16 protein-coding genes are annotated in these 21,729 nt (G+C 58.7%); 7 read left to right on the top strand and 9 right to left on the bottom strand.

What is annotated here, in order from left to right; all coding sequences use genetic code 11:
* Positions 1 to 57: 57 nt before the first annotated feature.
* Together DKW72_RS10320 and DKW72_RS10315 are read left to right on the top strand one after the other, a co-directional pair.
* Positions 58 to 501 (top strand): DoxX family protein, encoded by a 444-nt coding sequence (locus tag DKW72_RS10320; RefSeq protein WP_111642271.1) that lies wholly within the window; start codon positions 58 to 60, stop codon positions 499 to 501.
* A gap of 22 nt (positions 502 to 523) precedes the next feature.
* The gene (locus tag DKW72_RS10315; RefSeq protein WP_111642270.1) at positions 524 to 1,336 is read left to right on the top strand and encodes a DODA-type extradiol aromatic ring-opening family dioxygenase; all 813 of its coding nucleotides are present in this window, start codon (positions 524 to 526) and stop codon (positions 1,334 to 1,336) included.
* Here the strand turns inward: DKW72_RS10315 and DKW72_RS10310 are convergent.
* Positions 1,333 to 2,826 carry an FAD-binding domain-containing protein gene (locus tag DKW72_RS10310; RefSeq protein WP_111642269.1) on the bottom strand — a complete coding sequence of 498 codons (1,494 nt, stop codon included), beginning with the start codon at positions 2,824 to 2,826 and terminating at the stop codon, positions 1,333 to 1,335. The two genes, DKW72_RS10315 and DKW72_RS10310, sit on opposite strands and share 4 nt — an antisense overlap.
* A 148-nt stretch (positions 2,827 to 2,974) precedes the next feature.
* Between DKW72_RS10310 and uvrA the strand changes: the two genes are divergently transcribed.
* Entirely contained in the window at positions 2,975 to 8,647 is a 5,673-nt protein-coding gene (gene uvrA, locus DKW72_RS16710; protein WP_111642268.1) for an excinuclease ABC subunit UvrA, read from the top strand.
* Positions 8,648 to 9,080: 433 nt separating this feature from the next.
* Here uvrA and DKW72_RS10300 read toward each other — a convergent pair whose 3' ends face one another.
* Positions 9,081 to 9,521, bottom strand: coding sequence for a hypothetical protein (locus DKW72_RS10300; RefSeq protein ID WP_111642267.1), 441 nt, complete (start codon positions 9,519 to 9,521; stop codon positions 9,081 to 9,083).
* Positions 9,522 to 10,058: 537 nt separating this feature from the next.
* On the opposite strand from DKW72_RS10300, the gene DKW72_RS10295 reads away from it, so the two are divergent.
* Entirely contained in the window at positions 10,059 to 12,077 is a 2,019-nt protein-coding gene (locus DKW72_RS10295) for a DUF2075 domain-containing protein (protein WP_232522372.1), read from the top strand.
* A 65-nt stretch (positions 12,078 to 12,142) separates the two neighbouring features.
* On the opposite strand, the gene DKW72_RS10290 is transcribed toward DKW72_RS10295, so the two are convergent.
* From DKW72_RS10290 to DKW72_RS10270, 5 genes are all read right to left on the bottom strand, one after another.
* Positions 12,143 to 12,706, bottom strand: coding sequence for a hypothetical protein (locus tag DKW72_RS10290; protein WP_111642266.1), 564 nt, complete (start codon positions 12,704 to 12,706; stop codon positions 12,143 to 12,145).
* 183 nt (positions 12,707 to 12,889) lie between these two features.
* Positions 12,890 to 13,453, bottom strand: coding sequence for a DUF6933 domain-containing protein (locus DKW72_RS10285; protein WP_111642265.1), 564 nt, complete (start codon positions 13,451 to 13,453; stop codon positions 12,890 to 12,892).
* Between the two features lie 95 nt (positions 13,454 to 13,548).
* The gene (locus tag DKW72_RS10280) at positions 13,549 to 14,166 is read right to left on the bottom strand and encodes a virulence RhuM family protein (protein WP_198411306.1); all 618 of its coding nucleotides are present in this window, start codon (positions 14,164 to 14,166) and stop codon (positions 13,549 to 13,551) included.
* Positions 14,167 to 14,188: 22 nt separating this feature from the next.
* On the bottom strand, positions 14,189 to 14,557 hold the full coding sequence (locus DKW72_RS10275) for a DUF423 domain-containing protein (RefSeq protein WP_111642264.1): 369 nt from the start codon (positions 14,555 to 14,557) through the stop codon (positions 14,189 to 14,191).
* A gap of 163 nt (positions 14,558 to 14,720) precedes the next feature.
* Positions 14,721 to 15,626: a LysR family transcriptional regulator gene (locus DKW72_RS10270; RefSeq protein ID WP_111642263.1), complete on the bottom strand. Its 906-nt coding sequence runs from the start codon at positions 15,624 to 15,626 to the stop codon at positions 14,721 to 14,723.
* Positions 15,627 to 15,757: 131 nt separating this feature from the next.
* Between DKW72_RS10270 and DKW72_RS10265 the strand changes: the two genes are divergently transcribed.
* A complete protein-coding gene (locus tag DKW72_RS10265) occupies positions 15,758 to 16,624 on the top strand; it encodes a pirin family protein (RefSeq protein ID WP_111642262.1) in 867 nt (288 codons plus the stop codon).
* 112 nt (positions 16,625 to 16,736) lie between these two features.
* Positions 16,737 to 17,639, top strand: a complete 903-nt coding sequence (locus tag DKW72_RS10260) for a bestrophin family protein (protein ID WP_111642261.1) — start codon at positions 16,737 to 16,739, stop codon at positions 17,637 to 17,639.
* Between the two features lie 134 nt (positions 17,640 to 17,773).
* Here DKW72_RS10260 and DKW72_RS10255 read toward each other — a convergent pair whose 3' ends face one another.
* Together DKW72_RS10255 and DKW72_RS10250 are read right to left on the bottom strand one after the other, a co-directional pair.
* Positions 17,774 to 20,197, bottom strand: a complete 2,424-nt coding sequence (locus DKW72_RS10255) for an efflux RND transporter permease subunit (protein WP_198411305.1) — start codon at positions 20,195 to 20,197, stop codon at positions 17,774 to 17,776.
* Positions 20,175 to 20,975, bottom strand: a complete 801-nt coding sequence (locus DKW72_RS10250; RefSeq protein WP_232522371.1) for an MlaA family lipoprotein — start codon at positions 20,973 to 20,975, stop codon at positions 20,175 to 20,177. The genes DKW72_RS10255 and DKW72_RS10250 overlap by 23 nt, the downstream gene beginning before the upstream one ends.
* Before the next feature lie 138 nt (positions 20,976 to 21,113).
* Here DKW72_RS10250 and DKW72_RS10245 point away from each other — a divergent pair, with 138 nt between their 5' ends.
* Positions 21,114 to 21,725, top strand: a complete 612-nt coding sequence (locus DKW72_RS10245) for an exopolysaccharide biosynthesis protein (RefSeq protein WP_111642259.1) — start codon at positions 21,114 to 21,116, stop codon at positions 21,723 to 21,725.
* Positions 21,726 to 21,729: the final 4 nt, after the last annotated feature.

Raw genomic sequence — 21,729 nt, 5'->3', positions numbered from 1 at the left:
TGATAGTAATCTGGCCCTGTCAAGTAAACACAACCATCACTTATTTGGAGGCCTCCCATGTCACACACACTGATCAAGAAAGTTCTGCAATCCGACGCCGGTTTTGGCGCCCTGCTGCTGCGGATACCGGTGGGCATTATTCTCGCCGCCCACGGCGCGCAAAAACTCTTTGGCTGGTTTGGCGGCCATGGCCTGGAAGGCACCGGGCAATGGATGGCGAGCATCGGCTTGCAACCGGGCCTCCTGATGGCTCTGCTGGCGGGCAGCGCCGAGTTCTTTGGCGGTCTGGCGCTGGTGTTTGGCCTGCTCACCCGCCCGGCGGCGCTGGTGTCGGCCTTTACCATGGTGGTGGCAATTTTCAGCGTGCACATTGGCCACGGGCTGTTTATCGCCAATAATGGTTATGAGTTTGCGCTCAGCCTGCTCGCCGCCACCGCCGCCCTGACACTGCTGGGAGCAGGGCGCCTGTCACTGGATCGCGTGATCGCCGAGCGCATTTAACGGATAAACCGGAGGTAGCATCGTGACTGCGACACCCAACATTCTCTATATCTCCCACGGCGGTGGTCCGCTGCCGCTGCTGGGGGACCCGGATCACAGCGAACTGGTGACGCAGTTGCGCGGACTGGGGGAGCGCCTGCCCCGGCCCTCGGCCATTGTTGTGGTCAGTGCCCACTGGGAGGAACAGGCGCCAACCGTGACCAGTGGCGCGCAACCGTCGCTGATCTACGACTATTACGGCTTTCCGCCCGAATCCTACGAGATCCAGTACCCCAGCCCCGGTGCGCCCGCGCTGGCCGCCCAGGTGCATCAGGCGCTGGGTCAAGCGGGACTGGAGGCCGTGCAAGACTCTGAGCGCGGTTTTGATCACGGGCTGTTTGTCCCCCTCAAGCTGATGTTTCCGGCAGCGGATATCCCCTGCATCCAACTGTCGCTGCTCAAGTCCCTGGATCCGGCGGCCCATATCGCCCTGGGGCAGGCCCTGCAATCCCTGGAGTGGGAGAATCTGCTGGTGATCGGCTCGGGCTTTTCCTTCCACAATATGCGCGCCTTTTTTGAGCCGGCCACGGCGCAGAGTGATGCGCGCAATAAAGCCTTTGAGGATTGGTTGACCGAGACTCTGAGCAACCCTGCCTTGAGCGAAGCCGAAAGAGCGCAGCGCTTGGTAAACTGGAGCGACGCCCCCGAAGCCCGCTACTGCCACCCGCGCGAAGAGCACCTGCTGCCCCTGCATGCCTGCTACGGCCTGGCGCAGCGGCCGGCGGATGAGCAAGAATCGATTCGGGTATTGGGAAAACGGGCGGGGATGTTTTATTGGCGGGGTTACCAGGACTAGGCCCGTTCGGCGGCCGCCGGGGGGCGAACGTGGCGCTGGAGGATCCGGCGCGCCTCGCGCTGCACCTCGGGACGCGAGCGCCAACCCCAGAGTACTTCCCGGGCATGGCGGCTGGCGGCGGTCAGGTCGACCATCGGCGCCGGGTAGTCATGGTCCAGGCGGAAGGCGTACAACTGCTCTTCCATCGGGGTCAGGAGCGAAGGGTCATGAATCAGGGGAACGGGCAGGGCGGCCAGCTCGGGCACCCACTGACGGATAAAGTCGCCGTCGGGGTCGCGCTCCTGAGCCTGTTTGGTGGGGTTATAAAGCCGAATGGTGTGGGTGCCGATCACACCCGCCTGCATTTGCAGTTGGGGGTAGTGAATGCCCGGTTCAAAATCCAGAAACACCTGAGCCAGGTGGTTGGCGCCCACTCGCCAATCGATCCAGAGTAAATGACACAAAAAACTCACCAGCAACGCGCGCATACGAAAGTTGATATAGCCGGTGGCATTCAGGCAACGCATACAGGCATCCACCAGCGGGAAGCCGGTGTGTCCGGTCTGCCAGCGCTGCAGATCCTCGGCCACCCGGGCGTCGGTGCGGTAGGGAAAGTCGTCATAGGCCCGATTCACCGGCCGATGCTCCTGAACACACTCGCTCTCGAACTTCTGCATAAAGTGACTGCGCCAACGCACACGATCGGCAAAAGCCTGTAGGGGCGAACGCCAGTGGGGCTGTTCCTGCTGGACGCGCGTGCGCTGGTAAACGGTCCGCGCGCTGATATTGCCCCAGGCCAGATAAGGCGACAGGCGCGAGCACCCGCGTCGACTGGCGGAGGGGCTGGAAATGCTTTTGCGGTAGGCGAGGCCGCGCTCAGTCAGGAAGGACTCCAACGTACGCCGGGCGGCACTTTCGCCCCCGGGTTGCATCAGCGGATCCGGTCGCTGCCAATCCGGAGGCGGCGCGTAATGCCAGGCATCGTCCAGCAACACCGGGCGCAGGGCTGCCCAATCCGGCTCCGCCAGCGGCGCAGCCATCGTGGCAAGCCATTGGCGCTCCCAGCCGGTGCGGTTCACCGCGCCACGCACAATACCGTCGGTGGGAAACTCGCGCCAATCAACGGCCTGATCTCGACACCAGCGCGCCACGGCTTGGTCCCGCGCGAAGGTGATGCCCAGCCCCACCTCCTGATGACTGACCAGCGAGCGAATCCGATACGCCGATTGCAGCCGGCTCAGCACTTCCGGCACTTCGCCCTCAACCACCTGAACCCGCACCCCGGTAGGCGCCAACGCCTTGTTCATCGCCGCCAAGGACTCCCAGATAAAGCGCCAGTGGCGCAAGCTGTAATGGCCATCGGCCACCAAGCTTGGCTCGACCACATAGAGCAACAGGCAGGGCGTCGGCTGACGACTGGCCCAAGCCAACGGCTCATGATCGCGCAGACGCAGGTCACGCTTGAACCAAACGACAGTAATATCCGTGCGCGCCGGAGAGGTGCTGGGCATAGTCAGTCAGTGCGTAAGAAATGGGGTAGAAGATACGGAGGGGGAGGGGGTTTGGACGCTTCACACGTCCACGGGACACGGTTGGCCGTAAGTGTTCAACTGTCGTATATTGAATATCTTGAATCCACCCTGCCGGACGCACATCCCCATGCCCCATGAAACCCTCCGCATCCGCGGCGCGCGCCAGAACAACCTGAAGAACCTGGACCTGGATATCCCCCTGGGGGAGATGGTTGTGGTCACCGGGGTGAGCGGCTCGGGTAAGTCCACCCTGGCTTTTGATACGATCTACGCCGAGGGTCAACGCCGCTATGTGGAGACCTTCTCGGCCTACGCCCGGCAGTTTCTGGACCGCATGGACAAACCCGCGGTGGACAGCATCGACGGTATTCCTCCGGCGATCGCCATCGAACAGAGCAACACGGTGCGCACCTCCCGCTCCACGGTCGGCACCATGACCGAGCTGAACGACTACCTGAAGTTGCTCTTTGCCCGCCTGGCGCGGCTCTACTGCCACGGCTGCGGCCGTGAGGTGACCAGCGATACCGCCCAGGGCGTGGTGGCGGCGCTTTATGCCGACTGGCCCGCCGGGCAGCGGCTGATGGTGTGCCTGCCCATCAATGTGCCGGAAAAACTCAGCGACGACGAAGTGCTGCAACTGCTCAACCAGCAGGGCTACGCCCGCATGCATAGCCGCGACGGCAGCCGGGTGGAAGTGGTGCAGGACCGGCTCAAGCTCACCGAAGACAATCGTGGTCGCCTGACCGAAGCGGTGGAAGCCGCCCTGCATTACGGCAAGGGCCATGCACGGGTCTACCCGCTCAACGACGAACGGGAAGCCGGGCACCCGGCGCGCTTTTCCAGCCACCACCACTGCGCCCACTGCGACATCGACTACCCGGCCCCCAACCCCAGTCAGTTTTCCTTCAACTCGCCCCTGGGCGCCTGCGAAAGCTGTAAAGGCTTTGGCCGCATCATCGGCGTCGACTACGGCCTGGTGATCCCGGACGAGCGCCTGAGCCTGAAAGACGGCGCCATCAAGCCGATTCAGACGCCATCCTATAAAGAAGTGCAACACGACCTGCTGCGCTACGCCAAAAAACGCGGCATTCCCATCACCAAACCCTGGGCCGAACTCACCGAAGAACAGCAGCGCTGGGTCATCGACGGGGAGGGCGACTGGGACAAAGGCGTCTGGTACGGCATCCGCGAATTCTTCGACTGGCTCGAAAGCAAGTCCTACAAAATGCACATCCGCGTGCTGCTCTCAAAATACCGCGCCTACACCCCCTGCGGGGACTGCGGCGGCGCGCGCCTGAAATTTTCCTCGATGTGGTGGCGCACCGGCAGCCTGGAGGCCGCCAAGACCGCACTCGGCGAGCGCGCCCGCTTCGTGCCCGTAGGCTCGCAGCTACCAAAGCAAACCTTCGACCAGCTACCCGGCCTGAACATCGCCGACGTCATGCAACTGCCCCTGACCCGCTGCGCCGACTTCTTCGAACACCTCAACAGCGCCCAAACCGACGAACCCACCCAACTGCTGCTCGAAGAAATCCGCTCGCGCCTCGGCTACCTGTGCGAAGTCGGCCTCGACTACCTGACCCTCGACCGCCAATCCCGCACCCTCAGCGGCGGCGAAGTCCAACGCATCAACCTCACCACCGCCCTGGGCACCTCCCTGGTCAACACCCTGTTCGTCCTCGACGAACCCAGCACCGGCCTCCACCCGCGCGACATCGACCGACTGATCAAAGTCCTCCACCGCCTCCGCGACGCCGGCAACTCCCTGCTGGTCGTGGAACACGACCCCCAGGTCATCCTCGCCGCCGACCGCATCCTCGACATCGGCCCCGGCCCGGGCCGCAACGGCGGCAACATCGAATTCTTCGGCACACCCAAAGCCCTGCTCAAACGCAAAACCAACCTGACCGCGCGCTACCTGAACGGATCTGAGCAAGTGGCCGCTAACCACGAGCCGGGTTCGGGTATTGCTGTCCGGGACCGTGCGCAGCAAGGAAGCTGCGCTCGAGCCTACACGGACGTATCCACGGCGAGTCCCGGACAGCAATACCCGAACCCGGCGTCCCAATCCGAAGCACCAACGAGCCAGCAGGCCATCACCATCAAGGGCGCCCGCGAGCACAACCTGAAAAACCTGGATGTGCGCATCCCCCTGGGCCAACTGGTGTGCCTCACCGGCGTCAGCGGCTCCGGCAAATCCACCCTCATGCGCCAAATCCTCTACCCCGCCATCCTCAAACACCACGGCCAACAGACCGAGGCGCCGGGGGAACACCACAGCATTGAAGGCCTCGAACACATCGACCGCGCCGTCATGGTCGACCAAAGCCCCATCGGCAAAACCACCCGCTCCACCCCGGCCACCTACGTGGGCGCCTTCGACGCCATCCGCAAACTCTTTGTGGCCACACCGCTGGCCAAAGAGCGGGGCTACACCCCGGGCACCTTCAGCTTCAACTCCGGCAACGGCCGCTGCCCCACCTGCCAGGGCAACGGCTTTGAGCATGTGGAAATGCAGTTTTTGAGCGACGTGTACCTGCGCTGCCCGGACTGCGACGGCAAACGCTTTCGCAATGAAATCCTGGAAGTGAAGCTGCTGCAGGACGCCGACGACGGCCACAAGGCCCCGTCCATCGCCGACGCCCTGGCCATGACCGTGGCCGAAGCCCTGGAATTTTTCCGGGAACAACCCGAGGTACAACGCAGCCTGCAACCCCTGGCCGACGTGGGCCTGGACTATGTACAACTGGGCCAGGCCGTACCCACATTGAGCGGCGGCGAAGCCCAACGCCTGAAACTGGCCGGCCATCTGGCACAGACCGCCAGCAAAACCAAAGGCAAAGAAGAACACATTCTGTTCCTGTTCGACGAGCCCACCACCGGTCTGCACTTTGCCGATATCGCCACCCTGATGGGCGCCTTCCGCCAACTGCAGGCGGCCGGGCATTCGCTGCTGGTGATCGAGCACAACCTGGACGTCATGCGCGGCGCCGACTGGCTGATCGATATCGGTCCGGAAGGGGGGGATAACGGCGGCGAGTTATTGGCCGAAGGCACGCCGGCGCAGATCATGGTCCAGAAAAAAGGCTACACCGCTCAGGCCCTGCGCGATTACGACCAGGCCCTGACCCAAGGTGGCGCCGTGGCCGAAGCGGCCGCCAGCTACGCGGCAAAACCCAAACGCAAAAGCGATAACGTGATCAGTGTTCACCATGCCCGCGAGCACAATCTGAAAAATATCGACGTCACCATTCCGCGCGACAAACTCACGGTCATCTCCGGCGTCAGCGGCAGCGGCAAAAGCACGCTGGCTTTCGATCTGATTTTTGGTGAAGGCCAGCGCCGCTACCTGGAATCTCTCAACGCCTACGCCCGGCAGTTTGTACAACCCTCAGCCCGGCCGGACGTGGACGCCATCTACGGCATCCCTCCGGCCGTGGCCATCGAGCAGCGCACCAGCCGGGGCGGGCGCAAAAGTACCCTGGCGACCCTGACCGAGATCTACCACTACCTGCGCCTGCTCTACGTCAAGCTGGGCACCCAGCACTGTCCCAGCTGCGACGTGCCCATTGAGCCACAAACCCCCGCGGCCATTCTGGCACGCCTGCACAAAGACTATCGCGGACGCGAAGTCACTCTGCTCGCCCCGATGGTAGTGGCGCGCAAAGGTATTTACCGGGAACTGGCCGAATGGGCCGCCGGGCGCGGCTATCCGCACCTGCGGGTCGACGGCGACTACCAGCCCACCGACGACTGGCCCAAGCTGGATCGCTACAAAGAACACGATATCGAGCTGCCGTTGTTGAATGTAAAAGTCTCGCCCGACAACGAGCGCTCGCTGAGCGAAGGGCTGGAACAGGCACTGAGCCTGGGCAACGGTCTGGTGATAGTGGCCCCAGTAGACAAACGCACCGGCAAAGCCAACGCCAGCCAGGAGCGGCTCTTCTCCACCCAGCGCGCCTGCCCCAGTTGCGGCACCGGCTTTGACGAGCTGGACCCGCGCCTGTTCTCCTACAACTCCAAACACGGCTGGTGCGGTAGCTGCTTCGGCACCGGCAACAAAATCAAAGGCTTTGACGAAGAACAAACCGGTGAAGAAAAAACCTGGTTGCCCGAAGACGACGACAACACCGAAAAGGTCTGCCCCAGCTGCGACGGCCAACGGCTCAATCCTACCGCTCTGGCGGTCCGTTTTCGCGACCGTTCCATCGCCCAACTGGCGGCCCTGCCGGTAGACGACGCCGAAAAGTGGGTGGGCACCCTCAAGCTCAACACCAAAGAGCAGGCCATCGCCCGGGACCTGCTGGCAGAAATGCACAGCCGCCTGCAGTTCCTGCAAAAAGTCGGGCTCAACTATTTAAGCCTGGACCGCGCTGCGCCCACCTTAAGCGGTGGCGAAGCGCAACGCATTCGCCTGGCCGCGCAACTGGGTTCCAGCCTGCAAGGCGTCTGCTACGTGCTCGACGAACCCACCATCGGCTTGCACACCCGGGACAACCGCCGACTGATTGAAACCCTGCGCGAGCTGCAACAACAGGGCAACACCGTGGTGGTGGTCGAACACGACGAAGACACCATCCGCGAAGCCGACCACCTGATCGACATGGGCCCGCGCGCCGGCGTCAACGGCGGCGAAGTCGTGGCCTTCGGCAGCCTGAAACAGGTCATGGGCAACAAGCGCTCCCTCACCGGACAGATGCTCTCCGAACCCCTGCGCCACCCCATGCCCGACCTGCGCAACACCGACATGCGTGCGCTATGGGACAAAGAAAGCCTGCACATCGAAGGCGCCCACCAGAACAACCTGCGCACCATCGACGTGAGCGTACCCCTGCACCAACTGGTGGCCATCAGCGGCGTCAGTGGCAGCGGCAAAAGCACCCTGATCCGCGGCGTGCTCTACCCCAACCTGAAACAGGCCATCGCCCAAAAGCGCAAAGGCAAACACAAATGGCAGGGCGCCGAGCAGATCACCGGTTGGGAAGGCATCGACCGCATTCTGGAAGTGGACCAGACCCCCATCGGCAAAACCCCGCGCTCCTGCCCGGCCACCTACATCGGCATCTGGGACACCATCCGCAAACTCTACGCCGGCACCGTGGACGCCCGGCTGCGCGGCTACACCCCCGCGCGTTTCTCGTTCAACGCCGGCGACGGACGTTGCGGCGCCTGCGGCGGGCAGGGCGAACAGAAAATCGAAATGAACTTCCTCCCGGACGTGCGCGTACCCTGCGACGTCTGCCACGGCTGGCGCTTCAACGACGAAACCCTGAGCGTCACCTACAAAGACAAACACATCGGCGAAGTCCTGGCCATGAACATCGACGAAGCCGTCGACTTCCTCGCCCCCATCACCAAAGTCCACCACGCCCTGCGCCTGCTGCAAGACGTCGGCCTGGGCTACCTCACCCTGGGCCAACAAAGCCCCACCCTCAGCGGCGGCGAAGCCCAACGCATCAAACTGGTCGCAGAACTCGCCAAAGCCAACATGACCCCGGAAGACAACAAAGGCCGACGGTCAGCCCACAACCTCTACGTTCTGGACGAACCCACCGTGGGCCTGCACATGGCAGACGTGGACAAGCTGCTGCGCGTATTGCACCGGTTGGTGGATGCAGGTAACTCGGTGTTGGTGATCGAACACAACCTGGATGTGATTGCCGAGGCGGATTGGGTGATTGATATGGGGCCGGAGGGGGGCTCGGGCGGCGGCAAGGTCGTGGCTCAAGGAAGGCCGGAAACCATCACCAAACGCAAGCGGTCGCATACTGGGAAATACCTAGCGGAGATTCTGGAGTAATCGTCGGATTACGGCTTCGCCTAATCCGACCTACTCAAACAATAGCACAACGTTTCCCGAAGAGCCTCGATATCTCCAGTAGGTCGGATTAGCCCCGAGAGGGGCGTAATCCGACAAAACGCTCATCGCCTACAACACCGGCGCTCGAAGCGCGGGCAGGTAAACCACAACCTGAACAACAAACATTAATAACACTACAACAAAAAAGTAGGCTAGATCACCGAATCGACGCGCCTTTGTGGTTTCCATACGCATTCGAGAATACAAGTAGCCAACCATGAAAATTAGCAAAGCCACTGACAACCATGGCCGGAAAAGTGGGATCGTCAAAAGCGCCAAAGATAGAACAATCGCTGCCACCCTGGCGAGGAATAGTGCGCTGCGACCAAGCCAACGAGCTATAGGGAAGCTAGTAGACATGCTGTGCCCCTAATTAATGAACAGGGTTAATGACCCGTGCTCGCCCACGAACCTTTGTCGTCGCTACCTGTCCTCCGGATACATCAACATGCTTACGCTCGAGGACGGTCTCCGAACGGCCCTCACCATCAATAAAGCTAACGGCAACATCAGCCTTGCCAGATCCAATGATGGTTCCCTTAACCTCTACCTCAATGTACTTTCCACGTACATTTTCAAGAGAAAACTTTTTAAATTCTTCAGGGGTGACTTTTATGGGTCCGGTGTGCGCGGTACCGTAAATAAATGTCCCATTATTTCCGCCAGCCGAAAGGTAATCGACCACTCCGTACGTTCTGTGGGGTTTACCTGCGGTTGAGTTGACTTGAATGTAAGAGCCTGAGAAGGCATTTAACCCGAAACCTGTTTTTGGAATCCCTATCCCCAATCCATCTATTTTCACGATAACTTCCATCATTCACTCCTTTCATCGGTAAACTTCGATGCCGCACCCATCACAAGATGGCTGCGCATATTCCTTCGATTAACCTCGACAATTCTTCCACAACTGGCCCTTCAAGTGAATAAAAGCCAGAAAAGAATGTGGCGCATATCACAATTTCTCAAGCCTTTGACGCATATATCTACACAAATCCGCTTCCTTTCAATTAGAGCCTGGGCTTCATCGACCACCTGTAGATGAGGGCTCCCCGGCCCTGAGTCCGCCAAAGCCGACAGGACCTTCTTCCGGAGCTAGACGTCGTGCACGTCCTGATCGGCTGTAAACTCAGCGGGCAAGCCTCCTTCTTTACTGATACGGATGAGATTTTCGAGTATATTAGCCGAATGAATTGCGATATTTTATCCACCCAGAACGGTTCGAACTCTGTCTAGCCCGTTGTCGCATGATAGTCTTGGGATATTGAAAGACTTTCGAGAATAGCACTTAACTCGCGATCATCTTTACGTTTACTGCCAGAACTCATAAAGCATCAACAAGGGCTCACAACGCATGAATAACAGCGCAGAAATCCCAGGCCGCGCGATTCGCCGCTGGATGTATGGCGACAAACTGGCTCAATTCCTCCGGAAAGACAATCATGCAATTCTTGGCGAACTTCTTAAGGAATCGATCGGCAGTGTTGAGATCACTCAACGTAACGCATGGGACGAGCAGATTCGCATCCTGAAATCTGTGGCCTTCCCGGAGTCTCTGACGCCTGGCGCGCGCATCTACTTCGAGCTAACCGTGCCAAGACTGGGCCGCCGCGCCGACGTTGTGCTGATTATCGGCCACATCATGTTTATTCTAGAGTTCAAAGCGGGTGAATCTAGCTTTAATCATTCTGCGCTGGATCAGGTTTGGGACTACGCGCTCGACTTTAAAAACTTCCATGAGACCAGCCACGACCTCTACATTATACCCGTTCTTATTGCCACAGAAGCTCCTGAGCAACCTGTGCAGATTCATTCCAGTACCCATAACGATGGACTGACTCAACCAACCTGCGTAGCGCCCAGTCAGATAGCCTCCCTCGTCCAGGAGGGCCTGGCTCATTTTCACGCGCCACTGATTGATGCGGAGGCTTGGGAGTGTGGCCGATACATGCCCACGCCTACCATTGTTGAAGCAGCCCGCGCACTCTATGCCGGACATGCGGTGGAGGAAATATCACGCAGCGACGCCGGCGCGCAAAACCTACAAGTCACCGCAAAAAACGTCGACGACATCATTGAGCGATCGCGCAGTGAACGCCGAAAGGCAATTTGCTTTGTAACCGGAGTCCCCGGCGCCGGAAAGACCTTGGTAGGGCTGGATGTAGCCACCCGTCATCTCAACCCCGACAGCGAGACATACAGTGTATTCTTATCGGGCAATGGGCCGCTAGTAGCGGTATTGCGTGAGGCCCTCACCCGAGATCGAGTGGAACAGTCCCGCCAACAGGGGATGCTCATGCGCAAAGGCGACGCAAAGAAAGAAGTCGAAGCATTCATTCAGAACGTGCATCATTTCCGCGATGAGTACCTGCAAGATCCAAGCGCGCCTCACGAGCATGTCGTTCTGTTTGACGAAGCACAGCGAGCCTGGACACTCGCGCATACCAGCAGTTTCATGCAACAAAAGAAAGGGAAGGCGGACTTCAATCAGTCCGAGCCAGAGTTCTTAATCTCTTGCCTCGACCGCCACCATGATTGGTCGGTCGTCATCTGCCTGGTAGGCAGCGGCCAGGAAATCAATACCGGAGAAGCTGGCATTAGTGAGTGGTTCGACGCCATACTAAATCGATTCCAATCGTGGGATGTCTATTTATCATCGAATCTAACCGAGGCTGAATACCGTGATGGAGAAACGTTCCAGAGAATTCTTGGGCGCCCTAATACCTATGTAGACAGCAACCTACACCTCGCCACCTCCATGCGCTCGTTTCGCGCCGAAACACTGAGCCGCTTTGTGCGTGAAGTACTCGACCTTGAGATCGAATCTGCCAAAGACACCCTGTCGGGTCTCCAGGAGCGCTACCCTATTGTGCTGACTCGAAACTTGGCTCGGGCGAAGCAGTGGCTTCGCCAACAGGCTCGCGGGACAGAGCGCTACGGAATCGTGGTTTCATCACGCGCTGAACGTCTCAAACCTCATGCCATTGACGTCCGAGTAAAAACCGATCCCGTAAAGTGGTTTCTGGAGGGCAAAGACGATACACGATCCTCTTTTTATCTCGAGGACGTCGCCACGGAATTTCAGGTACAAGGCCTAGAACTGGATTGGGCCTGCGTTGTATGGGATGGCGATCTTCGTTATAGCGGAAATCAGTGGGCACATAACCAGTTTAGAGGTTCCCGTTGGACCCGGATAAATAAGACTGATCGACAACGCTACTTGGAGAACACCTACCGGGTGCTTTTGACACGCGCAAGACAGGGCATGGTAGTGGTCGTTCCCGAGGGAGACGACAGCGACCCCACTCGGCCCAATGATTACTACGACCCCACTTACAACTACTTAAAATCGCTGGGTTTACAGACTATTTAACGGAATACCGCAAAGCATCAAAGGACGTTTAGCCAGGCGTTTTGTAAGCCCAAGCAGATAAAGCCCTAAGCCCAGGCTCTAATTGGTCCTATTAACGATGCCGTTTCTTTATAGAAGTCTTGATCTCCGACACGCTCAAAAACGGCGCCAAGCGTTCTTAGCCTTTGCCACTTAGTCAGGCGTTCGTGAGGTTCTATAAGACGATTAAGATCCGAAGCCTTTAGGCACCGAACAAATTGCCGGATATCCGTCTCCTTTGAAGAATCATTAAAGCCTGGGGGATTCGGGCATAAAAATACGCTGACAAACCCCGGCCAGTAGTTTTCTTGACGTTGTAGTAAAGTATGCAATTTGGCAGCGACATCACACTCAAAACGGCGCCTAAACTTGACTTCTAAAAGGGTAGTATTGCCGCTGACAGGATCAACAACTAGAAAGTCAGGGGCCGTCCTTAGCTGATCAGGCAAAACCAACGCCTGTTCACCTCGCGAAACTCCCGCTTTTACCTCGCTAACCAACTCTTCCACGCCCAAGCGAAGCACACGGTAGCCAGCATGCTCCAAAAGAGTACTGATAACAGTTTCTGCGAAACGACCTTTTGCGTCGGTAAAGAATGAACCACTTCCCATTGTTCCACCTGCTGCAGAGTTACATTGTTAATATCTTAAAGCTGCCCAGGATATATAGAGAAAATTGGCTAGTCCAGCCAGTAGTCATATTGAAGGGTATGAGTTCGAAGGGATCCAACTCGGGCACTAAGAGAGCAGGGCTCTGATGCAGGCTGTTGTCGGGTTACGCTTCGCTAATCCGACCTACTCGGGCGGTGATGCCTTATCGAGCAGCGCCAACATAGCTCTGATCGGCCATATGCAGTCCTTCACCCCTTTCGCGGTGCAGGGTCGATCCGCCAGCCAGAGACTGGTGCTGTAGGGCAGAAGATCGGCGACCTTGGCGTTGTTGTACCAGAGACTGTGGCCCAGGTCTTGCGCCATCTGGTTCATGGTGCCCTGCACGGAACGATCGCACTGGCTGTCGAGCACCAGCGGTGCCAAGGCGTTGTGGGCGATCTGCATCTGAGCGTCAGTAGCGCCAGCCTTGAGCAGGGTGTTCATAAAGATATCGATAAACAGGTGGTCGAGGTGGGCGAAGTCGGCCTTCTTCAGGCAGGGAATGAACACCGGGAAGCGGGTGGCATCGTGCGCCATAAGCACACAGTTGCGGCCTTGCAGGATGATCAGGTTGGCGTGCCAGCCGGAGAGCAGGGTGTCCTGGCCGTCGTTGGCCGCATCCGTGCCGGGATGCGTCTGGATAATGCGGCCACGTTCGTCGATGGGCAGTTTGGTCAGCAGTTTTTTGGTGCTATGTACGCGGATCATGACTGTTGGCTACTTCAGCAGGATGAAATGTTCGATCAGCCGGATCATCAGGGTTTTCTGGTCCGGCAGGCTTTCCGCCACCAGTAGGGCGAGTGCTACCAGGGTATGGCGCTTAATGCGTTTTCAAGGGATATCGCGTGCATGCCCGGTTGGCCGGTGCTCACTTCGGACAGTGCCTGTTCGTCGTAGCCCTGTAACAAGCTCCAGGAGCGGGCATAGTCACTGATAACGCTGGTGACGGCTTCTCCTTCGGGTGATGCCAGGCCTTGATTGCTCAGGGTGCGGCCCAGCAGCTCTACCGCCTGCTCGAATTCTATGCCTCGTTCGGTCAGGCGGCGTTGGTTGAGGGTGTAACCTTGGACCAAGTGGTCTTTTAGGGTTTGGGTGGCCCATTGGCGGAATTGTGTGGCGCGCCTGGAGCTTACCCGGTAGCCAACGGAAATGATGGCATCGAGGCTGTAGTGCTTGATGCGGCGCTGCACCTGCCGCTTGCCTTCCTGACGAACTACCGAGAAATCCTCGGTAGTTGAGGCTTCCTCCAGCTCACCTTCCCGGTAGATGTTTTTCAAGTGCAAACCGACGTTATCGGTTGATGTATCGAAAAGAGTAGCCATCTGGTTTTGGTTTAGCCACACCGTCTCCCGATCCAGCGCCACTTCCAGCTGCGCTCGGCCATCGCTTGTGGTGAAGATCCGTATCTGTTGTTCTGTCATGGTCGACTCCTTGTGTTCGGCGTCACAGCCGTAACGCGCTCCATAATAACCCCAGCCACCCCAAAATGAACGCGACTCCGCCGATGGGGGTTATGGGGCCAAGGAAGCGCCAGTCGGTGAGTACCAGCAGGTAGAGGCTGCCGGAGAACAAGAGGATACCGGCCAGGAACAGGCCGCCGATCCAGTGCAGCCCACCCATGGCCGGGAACTGGGCCATCAGCACGGCCACCATCAGCAGGGCGAGGGCGTGGATCATGTGGTACTGGACGCCGGTCTGCCAGGCGCTGAGGGCGTCGGCACTTACCCGGGCCTTGAGGCCGTGAGCACCAAAGGCGCCCAGTATGACGGCCAGGGCCATGGCGAAGGCGCCGAGTATAAGGAGGTGTTTCATGGGGCTCCTTAGCGATTCTCTGTATTGAACGGGTTGTTGCACCAAGGCTACCGGATTACGGTGGAAACGCCCATAGTACCCGGGGATTTTGGTTTCTGGGAGCGATTGTCGGATTACGCCCCTACGGGACTAATCCGACCTACTGAAGCGCTACTACCAATCCTCAATCCTCTTCAATCCGCGCGTACTCGTCCGCCATAAAATCAATCAGCGCCCGCACCGCTGGCAACATGCCCCGGCGGGAGGGGAACACGATGTGGATCACTTCCCGGGGTGGGCGCCAGTTGGGCAACACCGGTACCAGTTTGCCCTGGGCCAGCTCCTCGGTGAGCATCAGGACCGGTAGCTGGACGATGCCTACGCCGGCCAGGGCGGCGCTTTTCAGAGCCAGCATATCGGTGGTCAGGTAACGGGGTTTGTGCCGCACCTGCTGCCGTTCGCCTGCGTCGTTTTCCAAAACCCATAAGGCCGACTCCTCGGACGTGCCCCGGTAGAGGGTGGGCCAGTCCGCCAGCGCCTGAGGTGAGTCCGGCGTGCCGCAGCGGGCCATAAGCGCCGGGCTGGCCACCAGGCACTGGCCCCGATCGGACAGGGTCTTGAATACCAGCTCGCTGTCTTCCAGGGGCAGGGGGCGCACCCGCACGGCCAGATCAATCCCTTCCGCCAGCACATCCACCCGCCGATTGGTGGCCTCCAGGTGCACCGACACTCCCGGACACTGGGCCATAAACAGGGCCAGCATCTCACCCACGTGAAAATTCAGCAGGCCGACCGGGCAGGTCATACGCACCTTGCCGCGGGGTTCAGCCTGCACACTGTCGATCACCTCCTGCGCTGCCTGGGCTTCGATAAGCATGGCCTTGCAGTGGTCGTAGTAGCGCTGGCCCACATCGGTGACCGTGAAGTTGCGGGTCGAGCGGTAGATCAGGGTGACCTTGAGCTGGGCCTCCAACTGAGCGACCCGGCGGCTCAATTTGGACTTGGGTACCCCCAAAGCCCGGCCCGCCGGGGCGAAACCGCCGTGCTCCACCACCTGGGCAAAGTAGTAGAGGTCGTTCAGATCCTGCATGGGGCGTCACCTTTTTGTGAGTTCGTGAGTTCCATAAATAGAACGCTGAGTGTCATTTTTGCAGTCTACCCTCAATGTCGTTCCAATTGTACTCTATACCCAATCCCACAAACCGATTGAAGGAGGTTGTGATGAAAAGAGTGATTGAACGTGTGACCTCAGGTGCCGGCCACTGGGTGGGCGACGGTTTTCCGGTGCGCTCGCTGTTCAGCTACAGCAGCCATGCCCAGGCCTTGAGCCCCTTTCTGCTGCTGGACTACGCCGGTCCCCGGGACTTCAGCCCGGCGGTGCGGCCGCGCGGGGTGGGGCAGCATCCGCATCGGGGTTTTGAAACCGTCACCATCGTCTACGCCGGCGAGGTGGCCCACAAAGACAGTGCCGGCCACGGCGGCGTGATCGGCCCCGGCGATGTCCAGTGGATGACCGCAGGCGCGGGCATTCTGCACGAGGAGTTTCACAGCCCGGCCTTTACCGAAAGCGGTGGCACCCTGGAGATGGTGCAGCTGTGGGTCAACCTGCCCGCGAAGGACAAGATGACACCGCCGCGCTATCAGGGCATTACCGATGCCCAGATACCCAGTGTCGAGCTGGCGGACGGTGCCGGCCGGGTACGCGTCATTGCGGGGCAGTACGGCGATGTGGCCGGTCCGGCGCAGACTTTTTCGCCTATGAATGTCTGGGACTTGCGTCTGAACGGCGGCACCAAAACGACCCTGGCGCTGCCCGACGGCTGGACCACCGGTGTAGTGGTGTTGCGCGGCACGGTGCAGATCAATGGCGAGCAGCTTGCCCGCGACGCCGATCTGGTCACCCTCAGCCGGGAAGGCAGTGAGCTGGTGATCGAAGCCAACAACGATGCGGTGGTGCTGCTGTTGAGTGGCGAGCCCATCGACGAACCCATCGTGGGTTACGGCCCCTTTGTGATGAACACGCAGGCCGAGATCGAGCAGGCAGTGCGCGATTATCAGACCGGCCGGTTTGGCCAGATTGCCCGGTAAATCCAACCACCGCCCCGTCGATTCCCGGCGGGGCTTTTTGAGCTGAGGCACTGGCGGTGCGCCGTGAGTTTGTGCGCTATCATGGGCGCCGACAGGCTTTTCGGGAATCGTTATGATCATTACTCGCCGTATTTCATTGACCAAGCTGGTGTGTTTCACCTGGCCTCAGCTGCTGGCGCTGGCCGGCTTTATCCTTTTAGCCTGTGTGGCCATGGCGCAGATACCGCAGGAAGGGCTGCGGGCGCTGTCGTTTGCGGCGGGTTTTTTGGGGACGGCCTTGGCGTTTCTGATTGGCTTTCGCAATAACACCGCCTACAGCCGCTGGTGGGAAGGCCACCAGATCTGGTCACAACTCAAATACCATTCGCGCAGCTTTGCGCTATTGGTTCAGGGGCTGGTGGCTGGCAGTGAGGCTCTGGATCGGGAGCAGCGCGCCCTGATTTACCGCCAGATCGCCTTCGCCTGGCGGCTCAACCAGTACCTGAGAAAAATCCCGGCGGGTGAGGAGCAGCGCGAACTGCTCGCGGACGACGAAAGTGCCTCGATCGAACAGCAGGCGACGCCACCCCTGGCCATACTGCATCGACAGAATCAACGGCTGCACGCACTGCTGGCGCAGGGCGACCTGGATTCCTACCAGCACCTGCGTCTACTGGATAGCCTGGAAGCGTTCAATCAGGTTCTGAGCAGTTGCGAGCGCCTGAAGAAGACGCCCTTTCCCATGCAGTACACCTGGTTTATGAATTACACCCTGACGGTGTTTTTGTTTGTCCTGCCTGTCAGCCTGGCCGGACACCTGGGCTACCTGTCCATTCCCTTTTCACTGCTGATCGGCTACGCCTATATTATGCTGGAGTATGTCGGCCGCCATATCGAGCGACCGTTCGACAACACGGTCAACGATGTGCCCATGGATTACATCGCGCGCACCATTGAGATTGATCTGCGCCAGTTGTTGGGTGAGAGCGATCTGCCCGCGCCCATCAAGCCGCGGGGGAAGGGTTATCTGTATTGAATGGTTGTCGGTTTTTGGGTGTGTTGGGAAGCATTGCGCAAACGTCGGATTACGCCCTTCGGGCTAATCCGACCTACTCGGACATTGGTGGGGTGGGTGCCACATTGTCGGGTTACGGCTGCGCCTAACCCGACCTACGCGGGCTGGTTGTCGGGTTTGTGGGAACCGGGGACGAACTTGGCGAGCAGTACCGGCAGCAGCGTCAGGTTCCAGACCAGGGCCATGAACATGGCCAGGCTGGCGAGCAGGCCGAACTGGACGCTGGGGATGAAGTCGGAGAAGGCCAGCTGGGAGAAGCCGAGCATGATGATGACCGAGGTAAAAAGCATGGCGTAGCCGACGCTGAAGTTGGTGTTGCGCAGGGCGGTGTTGGCGGACTCTTTCGACAGTTCTTCGCGATAGCGGTGGATATAGTGGATGGTGTCGTCCACCGCTATGCCCATGGCAATGGAGGCAATGGTGATGGTCATCAGGTCCAGCGGTACGCGCAGCCAGCCCATGACGCCCAGGATACCCACGGTGGAGAGTATGTTGGGGGTAATGCCCACCAGGGCCAGCCGCACTGAGCGGAAAATGGCAAAGAACGCCAGGGTCAGGGCGATGTAGACGATGCCCAGAGCCAGAATCTGGGAACGGAACAGGCGTTGGAGTATGTCCTGGTAGAGTACAAACAGGTTGGTGAGGGTGTAGTCGTCTTCGGCTATACCCAGTTCCGCCATTTCGTTCTTGATACTTTCCATAAGCTCGGCCCGGTTCAGCCCTTCGGTCGCGTCCTGAATGCGTGCGCTGATTCTCAGCTGGGAGTGCTCCTCTGAAAAATAGGAGCCGATCAGATCGTCCCGCAATTCGTCGTCCACCATTCGATAGGCGGCGGTCAGTTCGTATTCGGTGAGTGGCCGCCCATCGTTCAGTTCCATGGCGAGCTGGGTAAAGTTGACGATCGACAGGATCTTGCCCATACCTTCCTGCTCCTGCAGCATTTCCTGCACGCGCTGCGCTCGCTGCACGTCTTCCGCGGTAATGATCAGATCGGGCTGCTCGACCTCGGGTATGGTCAGGACCACATCCAGGGGCGTGGATCCGCCGAGCTCCTGGTCGATAAACGTCAGCTCGCGATGGGCGTCCGTATCTTTGCTGAAGTAGTCGATAAAGCTGTTTTCCACATCCAGCAGAAACAGTCCTCCGACACCGAGCAGGAAGGCGCCGCCGCACAGCCACAGGGTCAGCGAGGGTCTGTTGCGGGCGACGGTGTCAAAGCCGCGCATGGTCCAGAACGCCAACTTGCGCTGCTCGCGCCCCGATTCTCGGGAAAACAGCGCCAGCATGGCCGGGAACACCGAAAGGCTGACCAGAATGGAAATTGAAACGGCAATGATCATCATCCAGCCGAAGGAGATCACCGGCTGAATACCGGTAAACAGCAGGGAGGCAAAACCCACGGAGGTGGTCAGACCCGCGTACAGGCAGGGCGCGAATTTTTTGACAAACGCCGCTTCGATCAGCTGCTTCTGGTTCCAGTCCGGGTGGCTGCTGCTGTACTCGCGATACTGCACGATCAGGTGGACCACGATGGCCAGGGTGAGAATAAGTTGTAGCGCGATAAAGTTGGCCGATATCACTGTGGCCCGCAGCCCCAACATGCCAAACAGGGCGATGGTCAGAAAAACGCTGAGACCACAACAGACCACGGTGATCAACACCCACCGGAAGCTGCCGAACAGCAGGAACAGCACCAGGCAGATCATGCCCGCAATCAGGCCGCCGAACAGATAGAGGTCATTCTGGATGATATCAATCAGTTGGTAACCCAGCACATGGGCGCCGCCCAGGTAGATGTCGGCGTCCGCTTCGTAGTCGGCAATAATGCTCCTTATCTGGTCGATCTCTTCCAGGCGGGTGTTGCCCAGTTCGTCCTGTAGCGATTGCGCTTGTTCCTGCAGCTGCTCAACGCGCTCTTGCTCCTCGCGATTGAGATCCTGATCCAGGGACTTTTTCTGCAGGGCGGTGATTTCACTCTGGATTTCGGTGAGTTCTTCATGAGGCTGGAACAGAATCTGAATGGCGGTGGCGGTCTGCCCCTGATTGACCAGCAGGTCCTCGTAGATGGGGTTGCCGGAAAAGGCCTCTGCCAGCTGCTCGTTACTGAAGCCCTGCCGCTCATGGGTCCAGTCCTCAGGGTTGCCTCCGGTCCAGTCGCCCTCCATGAGGGAGAGTATGGGGACATTGAGCAGGGAGCGCACCGACTCTACGCGCTCGATATTGTTCAGCCGCTCCGTCAGGGACTCTAAGTTGGTGTAGGTTTGCTGGGAAAACAGATCGGTGTTTTTGGGTTCATAGGCCACCAGGATGAACTCCTGGGGCGAGAAGCGCTCATTCATCACCTGGGTTCTGATGTAATGAACGTTATCCTGAGTCAGCAGGGTATCGGCAGACGCATCAATTTTGAAATGCTGCGCTTGCCAGCCCAGGGCAATGGCGATGATGACAAAGGCTGATAACACCACCAGGTGATAATGCGTCAGTAGTTTGGCCAGTCTATTCACCGGGGTACTCGGCATCCCGCTGTATTCCTTGCAGGTAAAAGTTGCGCATAAAAATATAGGGGTCATCTGATTCTTTCATCAACGCTTCAAAACTTTCTGCTTCGGGTGCAAATTCCTGAAAGTAATCAAAGCCCTGAATAAGAATGCGTTCACGGTCATCGGCGATGTATGTGACGGGGTGGAAAATGCCTTCAACCAGTACCGAGGTACCACTGCGCAAGTCAGACGGCCCCAGGAATGGAATCACAATGTATATGCCGTAGCCGGCACCATACTGTGCCAGGGTATCGTTAAACGAGGTGTCTGCCCGCTCGATTCCAAACCAGCGTGTTGCCGGATCGAAAAGACCCAAAATACCGATGGTGCTATTGATGGTAAAGCGGGCGATGTTGGTCCCCGCGTCCTGGGGCTTGAGTTGCAACGCGTTGTTGACGATGTAAATCGGTGTTCTCAGATTATAGAAAAAATTGCTGACCCCACGCTGGACCGGATCAGGGGTCACATGGGTGTACCCCTTTCCGAGAGGGAAAAGGACGTATCGATAACTGACATCATTAAAAGAAAAAATGGCGCGGTTGATACCGATCAGCGGGTCTCGGTAATCACGGTCTGCTACAACCGTGGGTTCGAAGTCGTCGTTTTCGTTGTCAGACGACGCCTGCGGCTCATCATTCTGTGGCTGACTTTCCTGGGGATTGTTGGACGCGCAACCACTGGCAATCGCTGTAATAAGCGCCACCAACGCGATATAACGGCTGAGTCCTGTTCCCATCATCGGCCCTTGTTTTCCCACGGCGTAATCTTGACAATGCCACACTTGCGCAGTGGTGTAAAACGGGTTTTTAGCGCCAGATGTTCGTTGCCGCACAGATAAATCGCAAACGCGTCAGTACGCTAAGATGGCACTGTACTCCATTGGGATTCCCCCTGTATGTCTGAAAGCGAAAGCAGCACCGGGCGCGACGAGCTTACAGATGTTGAGGGTATGCTCGACGTCATGCAGCAAGCGGCCGAAGAAAACGAACAGGTGTCGCTGAAAACCATTCTCGACATTACCGGTAGTCGTTCGTTTGGGCCCTTCATATTGCTAGCGGGGTTGTTTGCCCTGGCACCCGTGCTGGGTGATATCCCCGGCTCGACGATCGCCATGGGTGTGGTAGTGATCATTACCGTTGCCCAGTTGGTACTGCACCGTGATCACTTGTGGATGCCCAAGTGGATACTCAATCGGTCCATTGCGGCGAGTAAGGTATCGAAAGGTGCCGGCTGGCTACGCAAGCCGGCACGATGGGTAGACAAGTTGCTGCGCCCGAGGTTACCGATGTTTGTGCAAGGGGCTGGCCTTTATGGCATTGCCGTAGCGTGTCTGGCGGTGCTGCTGGTAACGCCGGTACTGGAAGTGGTTCCTTTTTCTGCGCATGGGGCCGGACTTGCGTGGACGGCTATTGGACTTGGGTTGGTTGCCCGGGATGGTTTGGTGGCGCTTATTGGTTTGATTGTTGCGGCGATTACCATTGCGCCGGCGATTTATTATTTGCTTTGATTTT

Source organism: Marinimicrobium alkaliphilum (genome assembly GCF_003259155.1).
GTDB lineage: Bacteria > Pseudomonadota > Gammaproteobacteria > Pseudomonadales > Cellvibrionaceae > Marinimicrobium_A > Marinimicrobium_A alkaliphilum.
This window is presented reverse-complemented; position numbering and strand designations above follow the sequence as displayed.